This is a genomic window from Acidovorax sp. GW835-FHT14B10 (genome assembly GCF_058793725.1).
Genome location: NZ_JBXAGC010000004.1, coordinates 72,079 through 95,608, shown reverse-complemented (window position 1 = coordinate 95,608; position 23,530 = coordinate 72,079). Strand labels below are relative to the sequence as shown.

At 65.2% G+C, this 23,530-nt stretch carries 22 protein-coding genes; 11 read left to right on the top strand and 11 right to left on the bottom strand.

Going from position 1 to position 23,530, the window contains the following annotated elements:
• The first annotated feature begins 226 nt into the window (after positions 1 to 226).
• From AC1Q5S_RS05100 to AC1Q5S_RS05090, 3 genes are read left to right on the top strand one after another with little or no spacing between them, the layout of a single operon-like run.
• A complete protein-coding gene (locus tag AC1Q5S_RS05100; RefSeq protein WP_422203436.1) occupies positions 227 to 1,207 on the top strand; it encodes a Bug family tripartite tricarboxylate transporter substrate binding protein in 981 nt (326 codons plus the stop codon).
• Position 1,208: 1 nt separating this feature from the next.
• Entirely contained in the window at positions 1,209 to 2,723 is a 1,515-nt protein-coding gene (locus tag AC1Q5S_RS05095; RefSeq protein ID WP_492238441.1) for a class I adenylate-forming enzyme family protein, read from the top strand.
• 17 nt (positions 2,724 to 2,740) lie between these two features.
• Positions 2,741 to 3,718 (top strand): tripartite tricarboxylate transporter substrate binding protein, encoded by a 978-nt coding sequence (locus AC1Q5S_RS05090; protein ID WP_492238440.1) that lies wholly within the window; start codon positions 2,741 to 2,743, stop codon positions 3,716 to 3,718.
• Between the two features lie 76 nt (positions 3,719 to 3,794).
• Here AC1Q5S_RS05090 and AC1Q5S_RS05085 read toward each other — a convergent pair whose 3' ends face one another.
• The 6 genes from AC1Q5S_RS05085 to AC1Q5S_RS05060 form a co-directional block, all read right to left on the bottom strand.
• Positions 3,795 to 4,976, bottom strand: a complete 1,182-nt coding sequence (locus tag AC1Q5S_RS05085; protein WP_492238439.1) for an ABC transporter substrate-binding protein — start codon at positions 4,974 to 4,976, stop codon at positions 3,795 to 3,797.
• Between the two features lie 100 nt (positions 4,977 to 5,076).
• A complete protein-coding gene (locus AC1Q5S_RS05080) occupies positions 5,077 to 6,135 on the bottom strand; it encodes a Bug family tripartite tricarboxylate transporter substrate binding protein (RefSeq protein WP_492238438.1) in 1,059 nt (352 codons plus the stop codon).
• A 42-nt stretch (positions 6,136 to 6,177) separates the two neighbouring features.
• On the bottom strand, positions 6,178 to 6,918 hold the full coding sequence (locus AC1Q5S_RS05075) for an SDR family oxidoreductase (protein ID WP_492238437.1): 741 nt from the start codon (positions 6,916 to 6,918) through the stop codon (positions 6,178 to 6,180).
• Positions 6,915 to 8,102: an acyl-CoA dehydrogenase family protein gene (locus AC1Q5S_RS05070; protein WP_492238436.1), complete on the bottom strand. Its 1,188-nt coding sequence runs from the start codon at positions 8,100 to 8,102 to the stop codon at positions 6,915 to 6,917. Before AC1Q5S_RS05070 ends, AC1Q5S_RS05075 begins: the two co-directional genes overlap by 4 nt.
• The gene (locus tag AC1Q5S_RS05065; protein WP_492238435.1) at positions 8,099 to 9,799 is read right to left on the bottom strand and encodes an AMP-binding protein; all 1,701 of its coding nucleotides are present in this window, start codon (positions 9,797 to 9,799) and stop codon (positions 8,099 to 8,101) included. The genes AC1Q5S_RS05070 and AC1Q5S_RS05065 overlap by 4 nt, the downstream gene beginning before the upstream one ends.
• An 11-nt stretch (positions 9,800 to 9,810) precedes the next feature.
• Positions 9,811 to 10,893 carry a cyclase family protein gene (locus AC1Q5S_RS05060; protein WP_492238434.1) on the bottom strand — a complete coding sequence of 361 codons (1,083 nt, stop codon included), beginning with the start codon at positions 10,891 to 10,893 and terminating at the stop codon, positions 9,811 to 9,813.
• A gap of 108 nt (positions 10,894 to 11,001) precedes the next feature.
• On the opposite strand from AC1Q5S_RS05060, the gene AC1Q5S_RS05055 reads away from it, so the two are divergent.
• The gene (locus AC1Q5S_RS05055; RefSeq protein WP_492238433.1) at positions 11,002 to 11,802 is read left to right on the top strand and encodes an IclR family transcriptional regulator; all 801 of its coding nucleotides are present in this window, start codon (positions 11,002 to 11,004) and stop codon (positions 11,800 to 11,802) included.
• A 134-nt stretch (positions 11,803 to 11,936) separates the two neighbouring features.
• Positions 11,937 to 12,284: a Zn-ribbon domain-containing OB-fold protein gene (locus tag AC1Q5S_RS05050; protein ID WP_492238432.1), complete on the top strand. Its 348-nt coding sequence runs from the start codon at positions 11,937 to 11,939 to the stop codon at positions 12,282 to 12,284.
• 34 nt (positions 12,285 to 12,318) lie between these two features.
• Here the strand turns inward: AC1Q5S_RS05050 and AC1Q5S_RS05045 are convergent, their stop codons facing one another.
• The 4 genes from AC1Q5S_RS05045 to AC1Q5S_RS05030 form a co-directional block, all read right to left on the bottom strand.
• Positions 12,319 to 13,308, bottom strand: a complete 990-nt coding sequence (locus tag AC1Q5S_RS05045; RefSeq protein WP_303832761.1) for a Bug family tripartite tricarboxylate transporter substrate binding protein — start codon at positions 13,306 to 13,308, stop codon at positions 12,319 to 12,321.
• 84 nt (positions 13,309 to 13,392) lie between these two features.
• Positions 13,393 to 14,130 carry a sulfite exporter TauE/SafE family protein gene (locus tag AC1Q5S_RS05040; protein ID WP_492238431.1) on the bottom strand — a complete coding sequence of 246 codons (738 nt, stop codon included), beginning with the start codon at positions 14,128 to 14,130 and terminating at the stop codon, positions 13,393 to 13,395.
• Between the two features lie 23 nt (positions 14,131 to 14,153).
• A complete protein-coding gene (locus AC1Q5S_RS05035; protein WP_303832765.1) occupies positions 14,154 to 15,680 on the bottom strand; it encodes a M81 family metallopeptidase in 1,527 nt (508 codons plus the stop codon).
• A 12-nt stretch (positions 15,681 to 15,692) separates the two neighbouring features.
• Positions 15,693 to 16,688: a Bug family tripartite tricarboxylate transporter substrate binding protein gene (locus tag AC1Q5S_RS05030; protein ID WP_492238430.1), complete on the bottom strand. Its 996-nt coding sequence runs from the start codon at positions 16,686 to 16,688 to the stop codon at positions 15,693 to 15,695.
• A 109-nt stretch (positions 16,689 to 16,797) separates the two neighbouring features.
• Here AC1Q5S_RS05030 and AC1Q5S_RS05025 point away from each other — a divergent pair, with 109 nt between their 5' ends.
• The 5 genes from AC1Q5S_RS05025 to AC1Q5S_RS05005 all read left to right on the top strand — a co-directional run bounded on the left by AC1Q5S_RS05025 (position 16,798) and on the right by AC1Q5S_RS05005 (position 21,062).
• Positions 16,798 to 17,709, top strand: coding sequence for a LysR family transcriptional regulator (locus AC1Q5S_RS05025; protein WP_303832767.1), 912 nt, complete (start codon positions 16,798 to 16,800; stop codon positions 17,707 to 17,709).
• A 119-nt stretch (positions 17,710 to 17,828) separates the two neighbouring features.
• Positions 17,829 to 18,212: a Zn-ribbon domain-containing OB-fold protein gene (locus AC1Q5S_RS05020; RefSeq protein WP_303832768.1), complete on the top strand. Its 384-nt coding sequence runs from the start codon at positions 17,829 to 17,831 to the stop codon at positions 18,210 to 18,212.
• Positions 18,209 to 19,417 carry a thiolase family protein gene (locus tag AC1Q5S_RS05015; protein WP_303832769.1) on the top strand — a complete coding sequence of 403 codons (1,209 nt, stop codon included), beginning with the start codon at positions 18,209 to 18,211 and terminating at the stop codon, positions 19,415 to 19,417. The genes AC1Q5S_RS05020 and AC1Q5S_RS05015 overlap by 4 nt, the downstream gene beginning before the upstream one ends.
• A gap of 20 nt (positions 19,418 to 19,437) precedes the next feature.
• On the top strand, positions 19,438 to 20,595 hold the full coding sequence (locus AC1Q5S_RS05010) for an acyl-CoA dehydrogenase family protein (RefSeq protein WP_303832770.1): 1,158 nt from the start codon (positions 19,438 to 19,440) through the stop codon (positions 20,593 to 20,595).
• Positions 20,596 to 20,678: 83 nt separating this feature from the next.
• Positions 20,679 to 21,062 (top strand): PaaI family thioesterase, encoded by a 384-nt coding sequence (locus AC1Q5S_RS05005; RefSeq protein ID WP_303832821.1) that lies wholly within the window; start codon positions 20,679 to 20,681, stop codon positions 21,060 to 21,062.
• A gap of 64 nt (positions 21,063 to 21,126) precedes the next feature.
• Here AC1Q5S_RS05005 and AC1Q5S_RS05000 read toward each other — a convergent pair whose 3' ends face one another.
• Complete coding sequence (locus AC1Q5S_RS05000) at positions 21,127 to 22,041, bottom strand: LysR substrate-binding domain-containing protein (protein ID WP_303832772.1); 915 nt, start codon at positions 22,039 to 22,041, stop codon at positions 21,127 to 21,129.
• A gap of 169 nt (positions 22,042 to 22,210) precedes the next feature.
• Between AC1Q5S_RS05000 and AC1Q5S_RS04995 the strand changes: the two genes are divergently transcribed.
• A complete protein-coding gene (locus tag AC1Q5S_RS04995) occupies positions 22,211 to 23,521 on the top strand; it encodes a CaiB/BaiF CoA transferase family protein (RefSeq protein WP_492238429.1) in 1,311 nt (436 codons plus the stop codon).
• Positions 23,522 to 23,530 lie beyond the last annotated feature (9 nt).

The window sequence follows — 23,530 nt, the reverse complement described above, 5'->3', positions numbered from 1 at the left end:
AGTCATGCGCGCGACTCCAGCTTCCCGGCGGATGCGCATATCGCGCCATGAAACGGCCTGTTGGGCAGCACGGAAGGGTAAACCCTTGATAAGGATGCCGAAACCCCCGCTTTGGCAAAAGCAGATTCCCAGGGCGCAGGCAAAGCCGCACCATTGCGGGCCATGCAGGTGCCGCCGCTTGCATAGCAGCGCCCCCATTGTCCAACGCCTTGCAGGAGACACACCCATGTATATGCCCATCCGTCGATTGGCCCTGGCCGCCCTGGCCCTCGCCCCCCTCGCCCTCGCCATGTCCCCCGCCGCCGCGCAGGACGGCCAACCCGTGCGCCTCATCGTCGGCTATGCCGCAGGCGGCCCCGTGGACCAGGGCGCGCGCCTGTTCAGCCAGGCCTTGTCCAAGGAACTGGGCCAGCCGGTCATGGTGGAAAACAAGACCGGTGCCAATGCCACCATTGCCGGCAACGAAGTGGTGCGCGCCAAGCCCGATGGCATGACGCTGTGGTTTGCCGCCAGCCCCACCATCACCATCAGCCCCAACGTGATGACCAAGATGCCGTTCGACCCGGCCAGGGACCTGACGCCGGTGGCCCCCATCCTGAGCTACTACAACGTGCTGGTGGTCAACAACAGCGAGCCCTACAAGAATGTGCGCGAGCTGGTGGCGAACGCCAAGGCCAACCCCGGCAAGCTGGCCTACGGCTCGGCCGGCGTGGGCGGCTCCAACCATCTGGGCGCGCTGCTGTTCTCCAGGCGCAGCGGCATCGAGATGAACCACATCCCGTACAAGGGCAACGCCCCGGCGATGACCGACGTGATCGGCGGCCAGCTCAACATGATGCTGGACATCATCAGCACCGCCAGCACCTACATCCACAGCGGCAAGGTGCGCGCAATTGCCGTCACCTCGCCGCAACGCAATGCCTCGCTGCCCGACGTGCCCACGTTCGCCGAGTCGGGCATCGAGGGCCTCAAGGGCTTTGACGTGGGCGGCTGGTACGGTGTCTATGGCCCCAAGGGCATGGGCCCTGAACTGGTGGCCAAGCTCAACAAGGCCGTCAACGCCGCGCTGGCGCAGCCGGACCTGAAGAAGCGCTACAAGGAACTGGGCTACGACGAGTGGACCGGTGCCCCGCAAAAGCTGGCCGAGCGCGCCACCCAGGAACGCGCCATGTGGGCCACGGTGACCCAGGGAATCACTGTCGACTGACATGGCGGAGCGCATCCACCACCTGCTGGACCGCTGGCTGGCCGAGGCGCCGCAGCAGCCCTTCATCCACCTGCCGGACGGCCGCAGCCTGCGCTTTGCCGACCTGGGTGCGCTCACCGACACCGCCGAGGCCGAGCTGCGCACACTGAACGTGCGCCCCGGCGACCGCGTGCTGGTGGTGGCCGAGAACTGCCCCGAGCACGCCGCACTGATCCTGGCCTGCAGCCGCGTGGGCGCCTGGTCCTGCGGCGTGAATGCGCGCATGGCGCCCGCCGAGATCGACAGCTTCGTTGCCAAGGCCGATGCGCGCGTGGTGTTCTTCACGGCCGCAGCATCCCGCAGCGCCGCCGCGCACGCACGGCGCTTTGCGGCCGTCGATTCGGCCCTGCCCGGCATGCAGCACAGCGCCGTGCGCACGGATGCGCAGCCCGAGGCGGGCGCACTGCGCGATACGGTGGCGGCGCTGATCTTCACCTCGGGCACCACGGGCCAGCCCAAGGGCGTGATGCTCACGCACGACGCGCTGGTCCATTTCGCCCGCGTCTCGGGCGCATCGCGTGCACTGGGCCCGCAGGACCGCAGCTACGCCTTCGTTCCCATGACCCACATCTTCGGGCTGGGCACGGTGCTAATCAGCTCGCTGCTGGCCGGCGCCCAGCTCGTCATGCGCCCGCAGTTCGATCCCGACGACCTGCTGGATGCGCTGGCCCACCATGGCGTGTCGCAGCTGCAGGGGCCGCCCGCGCTGTTCTCGCGCCTGCTGGCCCATCTGCAGGAGCGCGGCATTGCACGGCCCGAGGCGCCGGCGCTGCGCTACCTCTACACCGGCGCGGGTCCGCTGGACCTGGCCTTGAAGCAGCGCGTGGAGGCGGCTTTCGGCCAGGCGCTGCACCACGGCTACGGACTGTCGGAATACGCGGGCTCGGTGCACCTCACGCGCCTCTCCGAGCAGCGCCCCGACACCAGCGCCGGCTACGCCGTGGCCGAGGCCGAGGTGCGCGTGACCGATCCGGCCACCGGCCAGCCGCTGCCGCTGGGCGAGCGCGGCGAGCTGTGGATCCGTGGCCGGGGGCTGATGCCCGGCTACTTTCGTGACCCCGAGGCCACCGCCGCAGTGATGCGCGAGGGCGGCTGGTACACCAGCGGCGACCTGGGCGAGATGCATGCCGACGGCGCGCTGTTCGTCGTGGGGCGTCTGAAGGAAATGATCATCCGCTCGGGCTTCAACGTCTACCCGGCCGAGGTGGAGACGGCGCTCAACACCCACCCCAGCGTGCAGCGCTCCGCGGTGGTGGGCCGCACCGTGGAAGACGGCAACGAGGAGATCGTGGCCTTCGTCGAGCTGCGCCCCGGCGCAGTGCTGGATGCCGATGCCATGCAGGCGTACCTGCGCGAACGGCTCGCGCCCTACAAGCGCCCGTCGCACATCGTGGCGCTGGCCGAGCTGCCCACCAATACCAACGGCAAGGTGCTCAAGCGCACCTTGAAAGACCAGGCGCTGAGCCTTACCACCTGAACGACAGGAGACATACCATGCATTCTTCGACCTCGCGCCGCAGCTTCATCGCCGGCAGCCTGCTTGCCGCAGCCCATCCGCTGGCGGTGCTCGCGTCCGAGCCCTGGCCCAGCCGGCCCGTGCGCTTCATCGTGCCGTTCCCGCCGGGCGGCCCGGTGGACACCACGGCCCGCGTTTTCAGCCAGAAGCTGTCCGAAATCTGGAAAACCCCTACCGTCATCGACAACCGCTCGGGCGCAGGCGGCGTGGTGGGCGCCACGGCCGCGGCCAAGGAGGCTCCCGACGGCTACGGGCTGTTTGTGGGCGCCATCCACCACTCGGTCAACCCCTCGCTGATGGGCAAACTGCCCTACGACATCGAAAAGGACTTCGCGCCCATCAGCTTCGCGGCCATGTTTCCGGTGTTCATCGTGGCGCACCCCTCGGTGCCGGCCAACACCATCCAGGAGCTGATCGCGCTGGCCAAGAAGGGCACGCCGCTGGCCTATGGCTCGTCGGGCAACGGCGGCGGCACGCACCTGGCGGGCGAGCTGTTCAACATGGAAGCCGGTACCAAGCTGCAGCATGTGCCCTACAAGGGCAGCGCCCCGGCCATGAACGACCTGCTGGGCGGGCAGGTGCAGCTGATGTTCAGCGACGCGCCCACCGCGCTGCCGCACATCAAGAGCGGCCGCGTGAAGGTGCTGGGCGTGGCCAGCCGCCAGCGCTCGGCCATGCTGCCCAACGTGCCCACCGGCGTGGAATCCGGCCTGCCCGGCTACGAGGCGTATTCGTGGGCGGCACTGTTCGCCCCCGCCAAGACGCCCCAGGCCGTGCTGGACAAGATCAACGCCGACTTCAACACCGCCATGAAAGACCCCGCCGTGCGCCAGCGCTTGCTGGACGCCGGCGCCGAGGCCGACCCCGGCACGCAGGAGCAGATGCGCCAGCGCCTGCGTGGCGAGCTGGACAAATGGGCCAAGGTCATCAAGACGGCGGGGATCACGCCGGGGTGAGTGGAACGCGCCGTAGGAGTTGTACGTGGTACGGCGCGCCGTTGGGCGCGACCCCGCCTTGGGGCCGAACGTGCGGTCAGCGTTTTGCCACCAGCGGACAAGCGGATTCGCTCAGCGGCACAAAGGCCTTGTCTGCGGGTACGGTGCCGACCAATTTGTAGTAGTCCCACGGATACTTGGATTCGGTGGGTGCCTTGACTTGGAAGAGGTGCATGTCATGCACCATCATCCCGTCCTCGCGCAGCTTGCCGTTGCGGGTAAAGACATCGTTAATTGGCAATTCGCGCATCTTTGCCATCACAGTTTTGGCATCCGTGGTGCCCGCCGCCTCAGCAGCCTTGAGGTAGTGCCTGATGGACGAGTAAGCACCCATCTGGCTCATGTTCGGCATGGCATTTACTTTGGCAAAGTATTTCTTTGAAAATGCCCGTGCCTCGTCACTCATGTCCCAGTAAAAGGCCTCTGACAAGAGCATGCCCTGAGCGGTTTTCAGGCCAACAGAGTGCACGTCGTTGATGTACATGAGCAGGCTGGCGAGCTTTTGCTTGCTTTCGGGGTTGATACCGAATTCCCGGGAAGCCTTGATGGAGTTGACCAAGTCGTTGCCGAAGTTGGCCAAGCCAATGACATCGGCCTTGCTGGACTGCGCTTGAATCACTGCAGAGGAAAAATCTAGCGCATTGAGTGGATGCCGGGCTTCGCCAATGACTCTCCCACCCTCGGTGGATATGGCCCGTACGGTCGCTTTGACAATGTCATGACCGCCTGAATAGTCCGCAGTGATGAAGAACCAGTTCTTGCCAATACGCTCGGCTGCAGCCCTGCCTACGGTGGTGGCCAGGGAGTAGGAGTTATAGGCCCAGTGCGCCACGGTGGAGCCGCACAGGTCACCTGTGATGCGGTCGCTGGCGGGGCCGCTCATGACCAAGATCTTGTTTTTCTCCTTGGCGATACTGAGCACTGCCAATGCAGCGGCGGACCCCCCCACATCCTGGATGGCATCGACGCCGTTGTCATACCACTCGCGGGCCTTGGCAGCTGCCGTGTCGGCCTTGCTCTGGTGATCGAAGGTGAGCAGTTCGATTTTTCTGCCCAGCACCTTGCCGCCGTACTCTTCCACAGCCATTTGGGCTGCGGTGATGCTGCCCTTGCCAGTGATGGCAGAGTACACACCCGACTGGTCCACGATGAGGCCGATGCGAACGGGCTGGTCGGTCTGCGCGTGGGCAGCTGCGCAGGCCAGTGCGGTGGCGGTCAACGCTATAAGCCGCCATGGTTGCGCCCCCACGCGGTGAGGGTATTCAGCATGGCGCGTGAGGGGGTTGCGCAAAATGAATCGCATATTTTTGTCTCCTTGTTTAACTGTTGAGCACTTGGGATTCTTGAATCATCTTGTGCCACCGCTGACGTTCATCCTGCAGGAAACGTTCGTACTCGGCGGGGGCTTGGCCCGTCACGGTGACGCCTTGCTTTTCCAACTGTTCGCGCAGGCCCGAGGATCTCAACGCCGTCACCGTTGCTTGGCCCAGCTTCTCCACCACCGCCAACGGTGTCTTTTTCGGAACGAAAAGACCATTCCAAATAGGCGCGGCATAGCCCGGATAACCCAGCTCTGCAACGGTGGGTACATCAGGCCAGGAGACCATGCGATTGGGGCCGATGGTGGCCAGCACACGCAGCTTGCCTGCCTGGACCTGCGGCCGGACGAAGAGAGCTGTCATGGTGCCTACATCGACGCGCTGCTGCATCAGATCGGGCAACGCCGGAGCCTCGCCCTTGTAAGGTGCATGGATCATCTGCACACCGCTGAGCTTGCTGAGGTATTCCATGGCCACGTTCATTGGTCCCAATGGGCCGGTGGACATGTAGCGCACTCGTCCGGGGCGCTTCCTGGCGTCGTCCAGCAGATCGTTCAGGGTTTGGTAGGGGCTGTCCTTGGCCACCGCCAGCACATAGTCCACATTGCAGATCGAGGCCACCGCAGCAAAATCGCGCTGCGGTTTGTAGGGCAGATCGGGCATGGTGTGTTCCAGCACGATGTTGGTGCCTACCCCGCCCATCAAAATGCTGTAGCCATCGGCATCGCCTTTGGCGACATTGGCAGCGCCTATGGCACCGGCGGCGCCAACCTTGTTGTCCACTACCACGGATTGTCCGAGCGATGCTTCCAACGCTTTTGCCAGCAACCGCCCCAGCACATCGGTGGCACCGCCTGCCGCAAAAGGCACCACGAGCCGCACCGGTCGGGAGGGGAAAGCTGGCTCGGCTAGTGCTTTGCTGGCGAGCAGCCCCCCTGCCAGCGTGATGGCGCTCACGCCCGCTGCATGCTGAAGCCACTGGCGTCGCAAGATATCGGGCGACATCCCGGAATGTGTTGGAAACCTAACCTGCAATTCTTCATTGGTTTTACGGTGCATGACGAATGTCTCCTCAATGGATGTTTTGACTGACACATGGACTCATAGTCGGGTGGCGCTGATGGTGAGTCCGCCATCAATGTGCAGGGTCTGGCCGGTGATGTAGCCCGCCAGAGGGGCCAAGAAAAAGCCGATGGCAAAAGCCATCTCTTCAGGATCAGAAACGCGCTGCAACGGCACCGCAGCTAACAAAGCCCTGGTCTGCGCCGCGTCGGGTGGACTGGCCTTTTTGAACATCTCGGTGGCCACGGGGCCCGGGGCGATCACATTGACCGTGATGTTGTGGGGCGCCAGCTCCAGCGCCCAGGTGCGGCTTACGCCAATGAGCGCAGCTTTGGACGCGCTGTAGGCGGTGCGGTTGATTTTCCCCAGGGCCGCCCTTGAAGAGATATTGACCACCCGACCTGCGCCCGTCTCCTTCATGCCGGGAATCAGCGCCTGCAGGCAAACCAGGGCCGCATTCACGTTCAAGGTCATGGCTTCGTTCATGTCGGCGACGCTGGTTTCAGAAACGCTGGTGGTGTGGGCGATGGCCGCGTTGTTGACCAGTCCATAGAAGGGACCGGCGCGCAGCAGATCGTTCAGTATTCGGCGGGTCGCATCCAGATCCATCAAATCGCATGGTACGAACTGTTCATCAGGGCGCGCATCGGCGGGAATATGGCGCGCCAGACCAGTCACCTGGTAGCCGGCATCGGCCAGGTAGCGCATGGTGGCGCGGCCGATGCCGCGGCTGGCGCCGGTGACCAGCACCCGTCGGGGGGTAGAAACTGAAGTAGTCATGCAGCGCCTCGCAGCAGCTGTCGTCCGATGATGGTTTTCTGTACTTCGGTAGCGCCTTCGTAGATGCGCATGGGGCGGACTTCGCGATACAGGCGCTCGACCACCGTGCCGCAGGTGATGCCCAGGCCTCCCCAGAGCTGAACGGCGGCATCGACCACCTGGAACGCGGCCTCGGTGCCCTGCAGCTTGGCCATGGCGGCTTGCGTGGTGATGCGCACCTGGCGCACGTCGCGTGTCCATGCGGCCTTGTGGACCAGCAGGCGCGCAGCTTCCAGTGAAGTGGCCATGTCCGCCACCTTGTGGCGTACCGTTTCCATCTCCGACATGGCGCGGCCATACAGCTGCCGAGTGGTGACGCGGCCCACGGTTTCGTCCAGTGCCCGCTGTCCCATGCCGATGGCAGCGGCTCCCACAGAGCTGCGAAAAATATCCAGCACGGACATCGCCACCTTGAAGCCTTCGCCCAGCTCGCCGATCAATCGGTTGGCTGGAATGCGGCACTGGTCGAAATGGATTTCCGCCAGAGGGTGGGGAGCCAGGATGTCAATTTGCCGATGAATCCGCAGGCCAGGGGTCTGTGCGTCCACCAAGAAAGCCGAGAGACCCCCCGCGCCTTTGCCCGGTTCGGTGCGCGCCACGACCACATAGAAATCCGCAATCCCGCCGTTGGAGATGTAGGACTTGGCGCCCTCGATGATGTATTCGTTGTTCTCCAGCGTTGCGGTGGTGCGGGTGGAGGCCACATCCGATCCGCCTTCCGGCTCAGTCAGCGCGAAGGCCGCGACCTTCTGTCCCGCCGCGCAGGCCTGGACATAAGGCGCGCACAGCGCGGGCTGGCCTTTTTGCCACAGCGCTGCGGCACCGATGCCCTGCATGCTGAAGACGAAATCAGCCAACGGCGCGTAGTAGCCCAGGCATTCCCGAACCAAACAGATGGAGCGCAAGTCCACGGAGAGCCCCAGTTCGCCGGCCGCGCCAGGGTCGTGGCGGGGAACGGCGTACTGCAAAATGCCATTCACCGCCAGGGAGTGCAGCCAGTAGGCGCATTGCTCGGTCAGGCTGCCGTGGTGCTCGCCCTCCAGCACGGGACGGTTGTGATCGATCCAGCGATTGAGCGCGTCCACCACTTCGGCGTGCGTGGCGTCAAAAAACGGGGTATCGGGCAGTGCCCAGTGGGTCTTCATTTTGAATTCTCCAGTGCTAGCCAGGATTGGGCGAGGTCTCTCAACTCATTACGCTTCACCTTCATGCCGTTGGGACCCATGGTGTAGGGAAAGCTCTCCACACTGAAGATGCGAATGGGGACCTTGTAGCGCGCGATTTGCTGCTGTAAGTCGGCCTTGATGGCGGCCTCGTCCACCGGTCGGTCCGGGGCTGGGATGACAAAAGCCACCGGTCGGGCGCTGCCCGCGGCATTCACCGCGACGACCTGGCAGGCACTGGCGCCGCTGTGGTCAAGCACGGCCTCTTCAATCTCAGCGGGGTTGACCAAGAATCCCCCAATGCGCAGCACATCACCCAACCTGGAAATATGGGTGAAACCACCATCGCCGCTGACATAGCCCAGATCGCCAGAGCGCAGGAAACCGTCCGGTGTGAACGCTTGGGCGGTGGCCTCGGGATTGCCCAGGTACTCCTGCAGCATGTGGGGGCCGCGAAACTCCAGCTCTCCAGGCTCCATGGGGCGGGCTAGCTCACCGGTCTCCAGCAGGCGCACACGCACTTCGGCTCCGGGAGTGACAGGGATGCCGCCAGACTGGGCACGGCGGGGCAGTGGTGTTGCCAGATCCTGGTGGGCGAACAATGCCAAGATTTCGCTCATGCCGAAGCAACCCACCATGGGGATGCCAAGCTGCTGGGCGCGTAGTGGCAACTCGTCCAGTCCGGGAACGAAGTTGGCGTGACCGAAAATGCGCAGCGCTCTGGGGCGCCAATCGGCGGGCAGCGGCGCAATCATCTTCTCCACCATGTCGTTGGTGCCGAACATGTGCGTGATAGGCTGTTGCTGCAGGGTGTTTGCCGCACGCACTGGATCAAACATCTCATGAAGTACCAGCCGGGCGCCGGCGGCCAGTGTCATCATGGCGGCGGTGTAGCCGAAGGCGCCGCACATGGGCAGGGCCAGCAAGGTGCGGCTTTGGCCATCCACCGCAAAACTGGGTGCGACATCCTGGACATGCAGCGCGATCTTTGCCTGGCTGTGCACGATGAGCTTGGGCATGCTGGTCGTGCCAGACGACGACAGGATGATGCAAGGGTTGTGAGCCAGCGTGGCGGCGTCTTGCATCGTTCTCCCTGGTGCCACCTGCAAGGCATGCCAACCATTCCAACAAGGGGCGGGATGGGGTGCAAACGCCAATCCACGCGGGGACTCGGCGCAGAGAACGCCGGCCGTGGCGTCGATCAGGAACCGCAGCGATCCGGCATGCTGCTGCCAAATCTGCATCAAACTGTTGTCTTCCAGGAAGGCGGTAGTCTCCGATGCACTGGCACCGCGGGTCACCGCCTGGGCGTTGACCACCGACCGATCAAACGCCAATGCCTTGCAGTGAGAACGGTCGATGAAGCTGACCAGCTCCTTCACGCCCAGCTTCAGGTTCAGGCTGAGACTTGCAATGCCGAGAGAGGCGCAGGCCAAGTGCAGGATCAGCCAGCGAGGCGTGCTGGGCAGCCAGATGCCCAGTACATCTCCTGCTTGAAGGCCTTGGCATTGCAGCCCGTTGGCTACGCGCGCCACTTGCTCACGCAACTGGGCATAAGTCAGCTCTTCATTTCCAAAGGTCAGGGCGACGGAACTTGCCGGCGCCAGCGCCAACATGCCCGCCAGGGTGACAGGGCGTTGACTGGCAGTGGTGGACCGCAGGGTGGTAACTGCATTCATCCGACCGCTCCTTACACCGTGGCCACGGGCGTGACGGGTGAACCCACAGCGCCGGGCAGGCGCAATGCCGGAGCGGTGAGCATGAAGCGATGACGGCCAGCTTCTTGCAGCCATTGCGCCAACTCGTGCAAGTACCACATCTCACCAAAGGGCATGCCCAGCTTGAACAGGCACAGCTCATGCAGAGGCAGGAAGGCACAGGCCCCATTGGCCGGACGACCGGGTACGGCTTCTACCCCATAGTTATCGGCCACGAGGGTGGTGATCTCGCTGTCGATGATCCATTGATGCAATTCCGGGTCGCGACCGTCCAGCACGGCGCCCACGGTTTCCGGCATGTCGGCCTGGGGCTGTCCGTTGCAGGCAATCAGCAGGTCCGTGAAGCCGGTGTACAGCGCCACAATGTCACCCTTGCCGACCTCGATACCGTCTTGCGCCATGACCTGTTTGAGCATTCGGCCGGATACCAGCGTATGGCCGTCGCCGAAATGCTTGCGCAGATTGATCAGCACACCCCGGCCCTGGATGGCTTGCTCGGCCAGGCGCTCCACCCCCAGGGCCTTGGCGCGCGACTGACCATCCATGTCCGGCAAATCCTTGGGGGCCAGAATGTCGATGCCGGCCTGAAAACCGTTGTAATAGACAAGTTCGTCGATGCCGTCGCCATTCACATCGAAATGGCTGCCGACATGGGATAACGCGTCCCATTGCGTGGAATACTGCAGGTAGATCTGAGCGTAGTCGTCGCACACCACATCGGTGTAGTTCGGGTTTTCCTGCGACAGGGCGAAGTTCATGCCGGGACCCAACGGGCGTCTGGACGGCTTGATGACCGGAGGGTGGCGCCTGGGGTTGAGGGCATTGCCGCCAGGCAAGTCCAGGGGCAGACTCAGGCAAAAGCGCTGGCCGGTCTGGATCTCCCGCGCAGCTTCCCGCACCTTCTCGGCCGTCAGGTAGTTCAATCGGCCCAGCTGATCATCCGGGCCGAAATCTCCCCAGTTGGATTGCGGCGGTCGCTTGATCCAGCGTGGAACATTGCCTTGCCCAACCACGGGTGGAACATGTGGCGCATGTATGGGTCGATATGCGTTCATCTCAATCTCCAGATAGCGTGTGCGACAGTCCGCCGCATTGATATGCCGTAACGTTGGCAATGAAGAGCGGCGAAGGCTTGCGACGCACTATGGGTCGAGGGACAGCAAATGACAAAAGCGGAGAACGACAATGTTCACCATATGAACTCAGGTTTTCCCGGAGCGCAAAGTCCGGCGCGCCTGGTGACTGTCCTGGGGTGGATTGCGCGCAACCATGTGCAAGGCCTGTCCATCAGGGAGCTGACGGATCTATCGGAGCTTGACCGTTCCACCGCCCGGCGGCTGTTGATGGTGCTGGTGCAGACAGGCTACGCTGCCAAGGACGAACTGACCGGGCGTTATCGGCTGGGAGTGGAGGCCATGCTGACCGGGATGGCGGCCATGACCAAACCGCCCATCTTCGAGACCTGCCATCCGGCCATGGTGAACATCGCAAGGCGTACGGGTGATACCGTTTTTCTCATCGTCCGCATTGGCGATTCCGCGCATTGCCTGCACGTGGAGGTGGGGCGCAATCCCTTGTATGCCCATAGCCTTATGGCGGGGCAAGCCCGTCTCTTGGGCCAGGGCACGGCCAGCCTGGCACTGGCGGCAACCCTGCGCGACAGGGAATTGGGCCAGATCTATCAGCGGCGCAGCCTGGACTACGAGGCGGTTGGCATCAGTCAGGAACGCCTGCAGGACATGGTGAGCCGTACGCGCAGGATGCAACATTCCGACAGCCTCAATCTGCTCACTTCCGGCGCTGCCGGGGTCGGTGTTGCGATCAGCTTTCAAACCAACCACGTGGCGGCCATCAGCGTGGCGGCACATGACGCCACCATGACTGCCGCGCACAAGGATGAAATACTACAGGTCATGGATGACGAGCTGAGGCGTGCAGACATCGCGGCGTACCGATATCCGTAGATTCAAGCCCCCTCTCGAAGGAGACGCCAGCCACGTAAAGGGCGGGGTGTAAAGACGCCCTTTCAAATTACCGAATTGAAGCCCGCCGCCGCTGCAGGAATGCTGGCAAGTGACAAGACTGACACCAGCCACCCATGCACCTGAGCGCACAAACCCACTACCAGGCCGAGCTGAATGCCGGCCGTTTTTGCCTGCAGCACTGCCCGCAGTGCCAGCACCATGTGTTCACGCCGCGCGAGCAGTGCCCGCACTGCGACGCCAGCCCGCTGCGCTGGGTGCACGCGAGCGGCCTGGGCACGGTCTATTCCACGAGCACGATGGCGCGCAAGCCCGATGCGGGCGGCAACTACAACGTGGCCCTGATCGACCTGGGCGAGGACGTGCGCATGATGGACCACCCCTCGACACTGGCGATGTCAGCCCAATGCGATTCGAAGAGAACAGGCCTGGCAGTCCGCCAAGCCCCACCCCGGCAGAGGTGAAAGCTGCGGGATGGAACGGGTCATGCCCGACAAACTATTGCGTTGCCCGGAAGCCCGACTGTTCGACCATGGGCCGCGATGCCTCGCGCTGCGTCTTGGCCAGCTTTGCGACCTCGGCACCCGGCCTGCCGGTGGTGACGAGGCCGATCTGGGTCATTCTGGCGGAAATCTCGGGGTCTTGCATGATTTTGATCATCGTCTTTTCCAGCTTGCCCACCACGGATGGGGGCGTGCCAGCGGGAACAAAGGCCGCATACCAGCCGGTTGCGTGTTCAAACCCCGGCACTCCCTGCTCGAGAAAAGTGGGGACGTTGGGAATGAGTTTGGAGCGCTCCATGCCAGGAACACCCAAGTATTTGATTTTCCCGGCCTTCACCAGTTCACCAGCAGAAGCCACCGTATCCATGCCGACGGGAAGCACGCCGCCGATTTCATCGGTCAGCATGGGGGGCGCGCCTTTGTAGGCGACGGGCGTCAAATTCAGTCCCGTTTGCTGATTCAACTGCAGCAGGCCGAAATGAAACACCCCACCCAGCGTCACCATGCCCACCCCGGTTTCCTTGGGGTTCTTTTTCACCCAGTCCAGGTATTCACGCATCGACGAATAGGGGCTGCTGGCGGAGGTGGTGGCTACCAGGGGCGTGTCGGCCAGATGCGCCACAGGGATCAGATCCTTGTCGGGGTCGAACGGCAGTTTGTCGTAGGTCAGGGGGTGCGTGACAAACGGCGGAGCGGGGCTGATCAAAATGGTATTGCCATCCGCGGGCGAACGTTTCACCGCCATCAGGGCAATATGGGTGCTGGCGCCGGGTTTGTTGTCCACGACGACCGTTCTCCCCCAATCGGTGCGCAGCTTTTCCGCCAGGGCGCGCGACATGTTGTCCAGCGCCCCGCCGGCGGGAAAACCGATGATGATCTTGATCGGCGTATTCGTATTGGATGGGTCTTGCGCGATGGCAGCGTGGGTCAGCAATACGGAACCCAGCGCAATGGCCGTGATTTTGGCAATCGATGAATAAAGCATGTCTCCTGACTCCTTCGGATGGTGAAATTGATGGTTTTATGGCGCGAAATGGGTGGATATACGTCTCAAAGCGGCTCCTTGGAGCTAGTTCATCTTGAGGGCATGCGCCACCAGTGCCAGCCCGCTGATCACCAGCAGGCAGCAGATCGCCCTGCGCAAAAACTCGGGTGATACGCGGCACGCCCAGCGGTTGCCGATCACCACGCCGCAGGCCGCAACGCCCACCAGGCCCAGCCAGCGCCACCACAGATCAGCCTGGGACAGGCGGCCCGCCCAGCCCATGGTCAGCAATGCCGCGCCGGCGCTGACGGTGATCACTATGGGCGTGCTGGCACGCAGTACATGCACGTCGGGCAGGCGCCGGGCGAGCCACGCCACTACCAGCGGACCGGCGGTGCCGAACAGCATTTCCACGAGGCCCATCGCGCCGCCCGCGGCATAGCCCCAGGGGGCGGCCAGGTGCTGGCGCCGTGGCGGTGCGGTGCGCAGCGCCTGTGCGCCCACCACCGCCACATACAGGCCCAGGGCCAGCAGGGGCCAGCGGCTGGCCAGCTGGCTGGACAGCCACAGTCCGGCCAGGGCGCCGGCCACCATGCCCGGCAGCAGGCGCCGCAACTCGGCAAAGTTCACGTGGCGCAGGTTCAGCCCGCCCAGCAGCAGCGATGCCGGCACATCGAGCAGCAGCACCAGGGGCACCACCTCGGGCAGGGGCCAGCGCCAGGCCAGCAGGGGCACGATGACGAGAGCCGAGCCGAAGCCCGTGATGCCGAGTACGACATAGCCCAGCAGCACAACCGCGGCGGGGTACAACAGCTCCTGCATAGTGGTTGCTAGGGTTCAGGCGCTCAGGCGACGGCCGGTACCCAGCTGTCGCCCTCGGCGGGGGTGGCGTCGGCATCCAGCGGGTACATGGGGCGGCTCAGGTGCTGGAACGGAAACAGATCGTAGTCCGAGCTGCACACGCCGGGCCCGCTGACGAGCACGACATGCTTGGCAAAGGGCCCAAAGCCGGCGCGGAAATGCTGGCGCGACTTGAGCAGCACATACTTGCACTGGGCCGGGTCCACGCCGGCATGGGTGAACACGCCCGTGTCGTACGGCTCCTGCGGCCGCTCGCAGATGAAGACCAGCACCGAACCCACGCGCAGCACGGCGGTACGGCCCAGGCTCTGGCGCACGCCCGTAAACATGGGGCCGGTGACGGTGTATTCGCCATCCGTCAGGCGCTCGACCACACCGGTCAGGCGCATGGGGCGTCCCTTCAGCCCCAGGGCCGGCATGTCGGTCTTGCCGCCCACGTCCACCGTGACCTCGGCGCCCACGCCGCGCTCGAACAGCGTGGCCACCGTGGCGGGGTCCCAAAACGGGCCGGCGACCACGTCTTCCAGGCCTTGCCTGAGCACTTCTTCGAGCACGTCCATGATGTCGGTGACACCGCCGGCGCCGCAGTTGTCGCCATGGTCGATGAGCAGCACCGGGCCTTCACGCAAGGTCTTGGCATGGGCGATGGATGCGGGCACGGGCTCGCTCGGGAACACAAAGTCCGCGCGGCGCGACCAGGCCAGGTCGCACAGCTCATTGAGCAGGCGTTCGCCGTCCTCGAGCTTGCCGCGTTCGGTAGCAATGACCACGGACAGGCCCGCATAGGGGATGTCGGACAGCGGAAAGCCGCCGAAGATGGAGGCATTGCATACCTCGCCATCGCGCTCGGCCTGCAGGGACCGGTCCATGATGTCCTTCATGGGCTGCATGGCCGGCGTCTGGCGCAGCATGTGCGTCAGCATGGGGAGGCGCCGCCACAGCAGTACGGGTTGGCTGTGGCCCTCCAGCTGCGCGCGTATGCTGCGCGCTACGCGGGCGCCGGTCTCATAGATGTCCACATGCGGATAAGTGCAGTAGCCGGCAATCACCGTGGCATTGCGGATTAATTCGCTGCTGAAGTTGGCGTGGAAGTCCAGCGCCACGCCGATCGGCAGCCCCGGCGGGGTGCAGGCGCGCAGGCGGCGCAGCAGTTCGCCCTCGGCATCTGGGTAGCCCTCGGCCACCATGGCGCCATGCAGGTCCAGCAGCACGGCGTCGCAGCCCTGGGAGGCGCTGCGCACGATGGTGTCGCACAGACCCTCAAAGGCCTCGCGCGTCACCACGCCGCTGGGCACGGCATTGGCATAGACCGCGAAGTCCACTTCGGCCCCCAGCTCGCGCGCCATGTCCAGATAGGCGGTGGCGGCATTCTTCGTACCCTCGCAGGCTTGGCGTGCCGCGTCGCCGTAGGCCGGCCCTGCGCCGGTGCCGCGGCGGAAGTCGCCAAGCACGGTGGGGAGGGGGGAGAAGGTATTCGTCTCGTGGCGCATCAGGGCGATGACAAATTTCATGACGTTGCTCTCTTACTGCTTTTCCAGGCCCGACTTCTCGACCAGCACGCCGTAACGCTGGGTCTCCTGGTGCAGAAAGACCTTGGCCTTGGCAGGCTCCAGCAGCACGGGGGCCAGGCTCAGCATGGTCAGGGTGTTGGCGAAGTCCTCGTCCTTGACACTCGTCTGCAATACGGCATAAATCTTGTCCAGCACCGCCTGTGGCGTGCCGGTGCGCATCACCACCGACAGGTTGGACTGCACGAGCAGGGCCTTGGGATCTTTGGGGTCTTGCACGACAGCATTTGGAAACTCCCTGACCGGCGTGCCCTGCAGCACGGCCACGGGCAGTACGCGTCCACCGCGTGCGTGAGCGATGGAAGAGCCCACCACGTCGACATGCGCATCCGTGTGGCCGCCGATCAGGTCGGTGATGGCTGGGGGCGAACCACGGTAGGGCACGATTTCAAAATGCAGTCCGTTCTGCCGGCGCCAGTTGTCCAGCGCCAGATGCGCCGCGCCGCCGATGGTGTTGACGCTGATGGACACCTTGCCCGGGCTGGCCCGAATCGCCTTCACCAGGTCGTCTAGGCTTTTGTATGGCCCCTGGGGGTTGACGATCAGCCAGTGCGGGTAGGTGTTGAGCACGGTGACGGGGGTGAAATCTCGATCCCCGTCGTAGCGCACATCCTTGAGCAGCCAGCGGTTGACGTTCAGCGTGTTGTCACTGGCCATGAACAGCGTATGGCCATCCGCTGGATCGCGCAGGGTGGTCAGCGCACCGGGCACGGTGGCGCCACCGGGAATGTTCTCCACCACCACGCTGGCCTTGAGCGCCTTGCCCAGCTTGTTGGCCACCATGCGCCCCATGGCATCGGCCGAACCGCCCGCGGGGTAGGGCACGATGACCTTGATGGTGCGTTTCGGCCATTCGGCCTGGGCGTGGGCTGCTTGCAGGCCCAGCAAGGGGATAAGGCAAAGAGTGGCTGCCAGGCCCATGACCTGGCGACGAATGGGGCGCATATCCATGTCTCCTGTGGCGGCGCAATGGGCCGCGGGTTGTTGTATGGACAGGAGTCTAGGAAAGCATCTTATAAATGTCTAATATATATAAAGTGTTTTTTTATTCAGAAAATATATGGATGAGCACCGCCTGAAATGCTTTGTCGCCGTCTACGAGCAAGGCAGCGTGTCGGCCGCAGCCACGCGCCTGCACATGACACAGCCACCGCTGAGCATCCTGCTGCGCAAGCTGGAGGACGAGCTGGGCGTCACGCTGTTCGATCGCAGCGGGCACAGGCTGGCACCCACGGCGACGGGCGAGCTGTTCTACCTGCGCGCCAAGGCGCTGCTGGCCAGCTTGCAGACCATACGCCGCGAGTTACGCGAGGCCGAACAGGGTGCGCGCGGTAGCGTGCACATCGGCTGCGCCACGGCGGCCAGCCTGTTCGTCATACCCGGCGTGATGGAGGATCTGCGCGCCAGCGGGCTGGACATCACGGTTCATGTGCAGGAGGGCGAGGCGGGCTACATGCTGCAGCGCCTGCGCGAGCGTGGCCTGGATCTGATCATCTCGCGCAGCGAGTACGTTGCGCCCGAGCTGGAGACGCGGGTCATCATGGACGAGCCGCTGTGGCTGGCGCTGCCGCCGGGCCACCCGCAGGCGGGACGCGACAGGGTGCGCTTGGCAGACCTGCGCCATGACCGCTTTCTGCTGCACCGATCGCCGCTGGGCACCGGCATCTCCGATATGGTGCTGCGTGCCTGCCAGCAAGCCGGGTTCGTGCCCAACGTGGTGTACTGGGGCGGCGAGACCCTGCCCATGCTGCTGATGGCGCAGCGCGGCCTGGGGGTAGCGTTTGCGCCGCGGAGTTTTGGGCAACTGAGGGGGGCGGAGTTGCCGCGCCTGGTTCCCCTCGACGGCCCCGAGTTACGCACGCACTTGAACATGGTGTGGCCGCGCCAGTTTGCACTCACGCCGGCCGCTAGCCGGATCCGGGACCTCATCCTGGAGCGCTTTGCTACCACCGGCAGCCATGCAATGGCATAGCCTACAGGCACGCGGCCGCCCCCCCCACTGAAGACGCCCTTTCAGATTGCCGAATTGAAGTGCTGTGGCGATGCGGGCATGCTGGCGACCACTATGACAGCTCCCGCGAGAACGCCACCATGCACCTGAGCGCACAAACCCACTACCAGGCCGAGCTGAATGCCGGCCGTTTTTGCCTGCAGCACTGCCCGCAGTGCCACCACCATGTGTTCACACCGCGTGAGCTGTGCCCGCACTGCGGCGCCAGCCCGCTGCGCTGGGTGCGCGCGAGCGGCCTGGGCACCGTCTATTCCACCACCACCATCGCGCGCAAGGCGGATGCGGGCGGCAACTACAACGTGGCCTTGATCGACCTCGACGAGGGCGTGCGCATGATGAGCCGCGTGGAAGGCGTGGCGCCCGAAGCGGTGCGCATTGGCCTGCGCGTGCAGGCCCAGGTGGCGCAAAAGGACGGACGCGGCCTGGTGCTGTTCCAGCCCGCCGTGCAAGGGGGTGCCGCATGAGCCGCATTCCGCAATCCCATCTGGATGCCGCCGCCGTGAACCGCCCGTTGCGCGGCCGCGTGGCCATTGTCGGCGCCGCCACCTATGGCTGTGGCGAGGCGGCCGGCATGGACGACATGACGCTGCTGGTGCGTGCCGCGCACGCGGCCGTGGCCGATGCGGGTCTGACCATGCAGGATATCGACGGCCTGGCCACGTGCAGCGTGAACGCCAGCATGTGGACCATGCCGGTCATCGAGCATCTGGGCATCAACCCGACCTACGTGGACGGCACGATGATCGGGGGCAGCAGCTTCATCGCCCACCTGCTGCCCGCGATCCGCGCGCTGGAGGCCGGGCAGTGCAAGGCCGTGCTCGTGTGCTACGGCAGTGCGCAGCGCTCGGCCACGTTCGGGCGCAAGGAAGGCGTGGCCGCGCGGCGCTTTCTGGACCCGCAGCCCTACGAGCATCCCTATGAGCCGGTGCTGCCCGTCGCGGCCTACGCACTGGCCGCCGCACGCCACATGCACGAATTCGGCACCACGCGCGAACAGCTGGCCGAGGTGGCCGTGGCCGCGCGCGCCTGGGCGCAGCGCAACCCCGAGGCCTTCATGCGCGACCCGCTCACCATCGAGGACGTGCTCTCGGCCCGGCCGATGGCCAGCCCACTCACCGTGCGCGACTGCTGCCTGGTGACGGATGGCGGCGGTGCCATCGTGCTCACGCGTGCCGAGCGTGCGCGCGACCTGCCCAATCCTCCCGTCTATGTGCTGGGCAATGCCACGGCCATCTGGAACCGCCAGATCTCCTGCATGCCCGACCTGACGACGACCAGTGCGGCGCAGTCGGGCGCGCAGGCCTTTGCGATGGCGGGCCTGACGGCGGCCGACATGGACATGGCCCAGGTGTACGACGCCTTCACCATCAACACCCTGCTGTTCCTGGAAGACCTGGGCTTTTGCGCCAAGGGCGAGGGCGGCGCCTTCGTGCAGGGCGGCGCCATTGCGCCCGGCGGGCGCCTGGCCGTCAACACCAATGGCGGTGGCCTGTCGTGCGTGCACCCGGGCATGTACGGCATCTTTGCGCTGATCGAGGCCGTGCGCCAGCTGCGCGGCGAGGCTGGCGCGCGCCAGCTCCCGCAGCACCGCACGGCCGTGGTACACGGCAATGGCGGCACGCTGTCGAGCCAGTCCACCGCCGTGCTGGGCACGGCCGAAACCCTCTGAACATTGAAAGAACCCTGACCATGATCCGCGATCCAGAAATTTTGGAAGCCCTGCTCGACAGCGTGCGCCGCTTTGTGCGCGAACGCCTGGTGCCGGCCGAGAACGAAGTGGCCGAGACCGATGAAATTCCCGAATCCATCGTGCAGGAGATGCGCAACCTGGGCCTGTTCGGCATGACCATCCCCGAAAAGTTCGGCGGACTGGAGCTGACCATGGAAGAGGAATGCCGCGTGCTGCTGGAGCTGTGCCAGACCGCGCCAGCCTTCCGCTCCATCATCGGCACCACGGTGGGCATCGGTTCGCAAGGCATCCTGATGGACGGCACGCCCGAGCAGCAGGCCGAGTGGCTGCCCAAGCTGGCCACCGGCGAGGTGATTGCCTCGTTTGCGCTGACCGAGCCCGAGGCGGGGTCGGACGCCGCATCGCTGCGCACCACCGCCACCAAGGACGGCGACTTCTACATCGTCAACGGCACCAAGCGCTACATCACCAACGCGCCGCACGCCGGCATGTTCACGCTGATGGCCCGCACCAACCCCGACAACAAGGGCGCGGGCGGCGTGTCCTCCTTCATCGTGGACGCCAAGACGCCCGGCATCAGCTTCGGCAAATACGACAAGAAGATGGGCCAGCGCGGCGCGCACACCTGCGACGTGATCTTCGACAACGTCCGGGTGCCGGCCGCCAACCTGATCGGCCTGCAGGAGGGCCGCGGCTTCAAGACCGCCATGAAGGTGCTGGAGAAAGGCCGCATCCACATCGCCGCGGTGGCCGTGGGCGTGGCCAAGCGCATGCTGCGCGATGCGCTGGCTTACGCGCTGGAGCGCAAGCAGTTTGGCCAGGCGATCTGCGACTTTCAGCTGGTGCAGGCCATGCTGGCCGACAGCCAGGCCGAGCTGTACGCGGCCGAGTGCATGACCATCGACGCCGCGCGCCGCCGTGACGACGGGCACAACGTCTCCACCGAGGCGTCGTGCGCCAAGATGTTCGCCACCGAGATGTGCGGGCGCGTGGCCGACCGTGCGGTGCAGATCCTGGGCGGTGCGGGCTACATGGCCGAGTACGGCATCGAGCGCTTTTACCGCGACGTGCGCCTGTTCCGCCTGTACGAGGGCACGACGCAGATCCAGCAGATCATCATCGCGCGCAACATGGTGCGCGAGGCACGCGACGCATGAACCAGGCGCCAGGCGAGTCAGCCGCCGATGTGTCGGACAAGGCAGAGGGCGGGGCAGTGCCGCCGCCCGACCGCAGCGCCTTCATGCGCCTGATCGGCGCCGCGCAGGTGCCAGCACCGCCGGGCAAGGTGCATGTGAGGCTGCCGCACCTGCGCGAGGAGCTGCTCAACCAGCTGCCGGCCGCGCATGGCGGCGTGGTCATGACCTTGCTGGACTCGGTCATGTCGCGCGCAGCGGGCCAGCTGCCGGATGCGCCATCGCCCACCGCCGTGACGGTGGAGATGTCCAGCCGCTTTCACCGCCCGGCCCGCGGCCCGCTGCTGGCCGAAGGGTGGGTGGTGCATGCCACGCGCAGCCTGTGCAGCTGCGCGGGCCAGCTGATCGACGAACAGGGCCAGGTGGTGGCCACGGCCAGCGGCACCTTCAAGTACTGGCTGGCACCGGTGACCTGGAAGTCTATCGAGTGAGTTTCGGGTAAAAGTGGCTCTGGCGCTTGTGCAGCAAGTGCCAGCAGCTATTTTTTCAATCGCATCACTTCAGTTCCAGCCGCCCCTGCGCGTCGGCCACCAGCAGCTCCACCAGCTCCTGGGCAAATGAGGGCAGGGCCTCCAGGCTGCGCACGCAGATCTGCATCTCGCGCACCGACCAGGCGTCCGACAGCGGCACGATGGCGATGTCCATGCTTTGCGCGTGGCGGCTGGCGGCCGACTCGGGCAGCACGCCCACGCCCACGCCGGCCTCGATCATGCGGCACGATGTCTCGAAGTTGCTTACCTGGATGCGCAGCTTGATCGGGCGGTGCAGCTGGTCGCTGGCCTGGCGCAAGAAGGCGTGGATGGCGCTGGATTCGTGCAGCCCCACATAGTCCAGATCCAGCGTGTCGGCAAAGTCGATCTGCATCTCGCCGTCCAGCGCATGGCCCTTGGGAACCACCAGCACCAGCCGGTCGCAGCGGTAGGGCAGGGTTTCCAGGTTTTCGGTGCGCACCAGCCCGGCAACGATGCCGATGTCGGTCTGCCCCTCGGTCACGGCGCGCACGATGTCGTGCGACAGGCGCTCGCGCAGGTCGATGTTCACGTCCGGATTGCGGCGCAGGTAGTGGCGCAGCACGGGCGGCAGGAACTCGCCCAGCGAGGTGGTGTTGGCAAACACGCGCACATGGCCCTTGATGCCGCGCACATACTCCTGCATGTCGCCGCGCAGGTGCTCGATCTGGCCCAGCACCATGCGCGCATGGGTCACGAAGGCCTGGCCCGGCGGGGTCAGCGTCACGCCCTGGCTGGTGCGGTACAGCAGCTTGGTGCCGATGCTTTCTTCCAGGTTCTTGATGCGCGTACTGGCCGCGGGCAGGGAGATGAAAGAGAGTTCCGCGCCACGCGTCATGCTGTTGGCGTCGGCGATGTGCACCATCAGGCGCAGGTCTACAAGATCGAAATGCATGGCCATGCGCGCATTGTAGAGAGGCGGGGGCCGCGCCCCGGTGCTTCGGCCCTGCCCTGCACAGACACAAACGCCGCCTTCAGCAAAAGCAAAGCCGCCGCGCGCGCCACCGCTCTAGGATGGCGACCTTGCCTGCCAGATGCAGGCCACACTACAGGCACCACCGAAAGACGCCATGGCCACCACCCCCTCCGCCACCACCCCTGCCTCCCCTGCCCCGCACAGTGCGGCGGCGCAACGCGTGGGGGCTTTGGGCCACCTGCGCGTGCTCGACCTCTCGCGCGTGCTCGCCGGCCCCTGGTGCACCCAGAACCTGGCCGACATGGGCGCCGACGTGATCAAGATCGAAAAGCCCGGCGAGGGCGACGACACGCGCCACTGGGGCCCGCCCTTTTTTGCCGACGCGGCCGGCGCACCCACCGACAACGCCTGCTACTTCGCCGCCTGCAACCGCAACAAGCGCTCGGTCACCGTGGACATGGCCACGCCCGAGGGCCAGGAACTCATCCGCGAACTGGCCTGCCAGAGCGACGTGCTGGTGGAAAACTTCAAGACTGGCGGCCTGGCGCGCTACGGCCTGGACTACGCCAGCCTGAGCCGCCTCAACCCGCGCCTGATCTACTGCTCGGTCACGGGCTTTGGCCAGACCGGGCCCTATGCATCGCGCGCTGGCTACGACATGCTGGTGCAGGCCATGAGCGGGCTCATGAGCATCACCGGCCACGCCGACGCCGAGCCCGGCGGCGGCCCCTTGCGCGTGGGGGTGGCCGTGATCGACCTGTTCACCGGCATGTACGCCACCAGCGCCATTCTCAGCGCCGTGGAAGCACGCCACCACACGGGCCGCGGCCAGCACATCGACATGGCCCTGCTGGACGTGGCCATGGCCATCCTGGCCAACCAGGGCACGGGATACCTCAACTCCGGCAGCGTGCCCCAGCGCCAGGGCAACACCCACCCCAGCGTCGTGCCCTACCAGGATTTCCCCACGCAGGACGGCAACGTGCTGCTGGCCATCGGCAACGACGGGCAGTTCGCGCGCTTTTGCGCCGCCGCCGGCGTGGACTGGGCGCAGGATGCGCGCTTCACCACCAACGCCGGCCGCGTCAGGCACCGCGACACCCTCATCCCCATGATGAGCGCACTCACGCGCACGCGGCCCATGGCCGAATGGGTCCGTCTGCTGGAAGACAAGGCCGTGCCCTGCGGCCCCATCAACCATATCGGCCAGGCCTTTGACGACCCCCAGGTGCAATACCGGGGCCTGCGCGTGGAGCAGGAGCGCTACCCCGGCGCCCAGCCGCCAGCGGGCGAGCACATCAACCGCGTGGTGACCACGGCCAGCCCGATGCGCCTGTCAGACACGCCGCCCACCCTGCGCCATGCACCACCGGCCCTGGGCCAGCACACCGAGCAGGTCTTGCGCGAACGCCTGGGCGTGGACGACCAGCGCATCGCCGCCCTGCGCGCCAAGGGGGTGGTGTAAAACCGCAGC

Excerpts from the sequence above, each read along its gene's own strand:
- AC1Q5S_RS05030 (WP_492238430.1), bottom strand. The coding sequence starts at position 16,688 with ATGGATATGCGCCCCATTCGTCGCCAGGTCATGGGCCTGGCAGCCACT.
- AC1Q5S_RS05090 (WP_492238440.1), top strand. The coding sequence starts at position 2,741 with ATGCATTCTTCGACCTCGCGCCGCAGCTTCATCGCCGGCAGCCTGCTT.
- AC1Q5S_RS05100 (WP_422203436.1), top strand. The coding sequence starts at position 227 with ATGTATATGCCCATCCGTCGATTGGCCCTGGCCGCCCTGGCCCTCGCC.
- AC1Q5S_RS05025 (WP_303832767.1), top strand. The coding sequence starts at position 16,798 with ATGGATGAGCACCGCCTGAAATGCTTTGTCGCCGTCTACGAGCAAGGC.
- AC1Q5S_RS05010 (WP_303832770.1), top strand. The coding sequence starts at position 19,438 with ATGATCCGCGATCCAGAAATTTTGGAAGCCCTGCTCGACAGCGTGCGC.
- AC1Q5S_RS05035 (WP_303832765.1), bottom strand. The coding sequence starts at position 15,680 with ATGAAATTTGTCATCGCCCTGATGCGCCACGAGACGAATACCTTCTCC.
- AC1Q5S_RS05000 (WP_303832772.1), bottom strand. The coding sequence starts at position 22,041 with ATGGCCATGCATTTCGATCTTGTAGACCTGCGCCTGATGGTGCACATC.
- AC1Q5S_RS05050 (WP_492238432.1), top strand. The coding sequence starts at position 11,937 with ATGCACCTGAGCGCACAAACCCACTACCAGGCCGAGCTGAATGCCGGC.
- AC1Q5S_RS05095 (WP_492238441.1), top strand. The coding sequence starts at position 1,209 with ATGGCGGAGCGCATCCACCACCTGCTGGACCGCTGGCTGGCCGAGGCG.
- AC1Q5S_RS04995 (WP_492238429.1), top strand. The coding sequence starts at position 22,211 with ATGGCCACCACCCCCTCCGCCACCACCCCTGCCTCCCCTGCCCCGCAC.
- AC1Q5S_RS05070 (WP_492238436.1), bottom strand. The coding sequence starts at position 8,102 with ATGAAGACCCACTGGGCACTGCCCGATACCCCGTTTTTTGACGCCACG.
- AC1Q5S_RS05040 (WP_492238431.1), bottom strand. The coding sequence starts at position 14,130 with ATGCAGGAGCTGTTGTACCCCGCCGCGGTTGTGCTGCTGGGCTATGTC.
- AC1Q5S_RS05055 (WP_492238433.1), top strand. The coding sequence starts at position 11,002 with ATGACAAAAGCGGAGAACGACAATGTTCACCATATGAACTCAGGTTTT.
- AC1Q5S_RS05065 (WP_492238435.1), bottom strand. The coding sequence starts at position 9,799 with ATGAATGCAGTTACCACCCTGCGGTCCACCACTGCCAGTCAACGCCCT.
- AC1Q5S_RS05060 (WP_492238434.1), bottom strand. The coding sequence starts at position 10,893 with ATGAACGCATATCGACCCATACATGCGCCACATGTTCCACCCGTGGTT.
- AC1Q5S_RS05005 (WP_303832821.1), top strand. The coding sequence starts at position 20,679 with ATGCGCCTGATCGGCGCCGCGCAGGTGCCAGCACCGCCGGGCAAGGTG.
- AC1Q5S_RS05015 (WP_303832769.1), top strand. The coding sequence starts at position 18,209 with ATGAGCCGCATTCCGCAATCCCATCTGGATGCCGCCGCCGTGAACCGC.
- AC1Q5S_RS05020 (WP_303832768.1), top strand. The coding sequence starts at position 17,829 with ATGCACCTGAGCGCACAAACCCACTACCAGGCCGAGCTGAATGCCGGC.
- AC1Q5S_RS05045 (WP_303832761.1), bottom strand. The coding sequence starts at position 13,308 with ATGCTTTATTCATCGATTGCCAAAATCACGGCCATTGCGCTGGGTTCC.
- AC1Q5S_RS05075 (WP_492238437.1), bottom strand. The coding sequence starts at position 6,918 with ATGACTACTTCAGTTTCTACCCCCCGACGGGTGCTGGTCACCGGCGCC.
- AC1Q5S_RS05080 (WP_492238438.1), bottom strand. The coding sequence starts at position 6,135 with ATGCACCGTAAAACCAATGAAGAATTGCAGGTTAGGTTTCCAACACAT.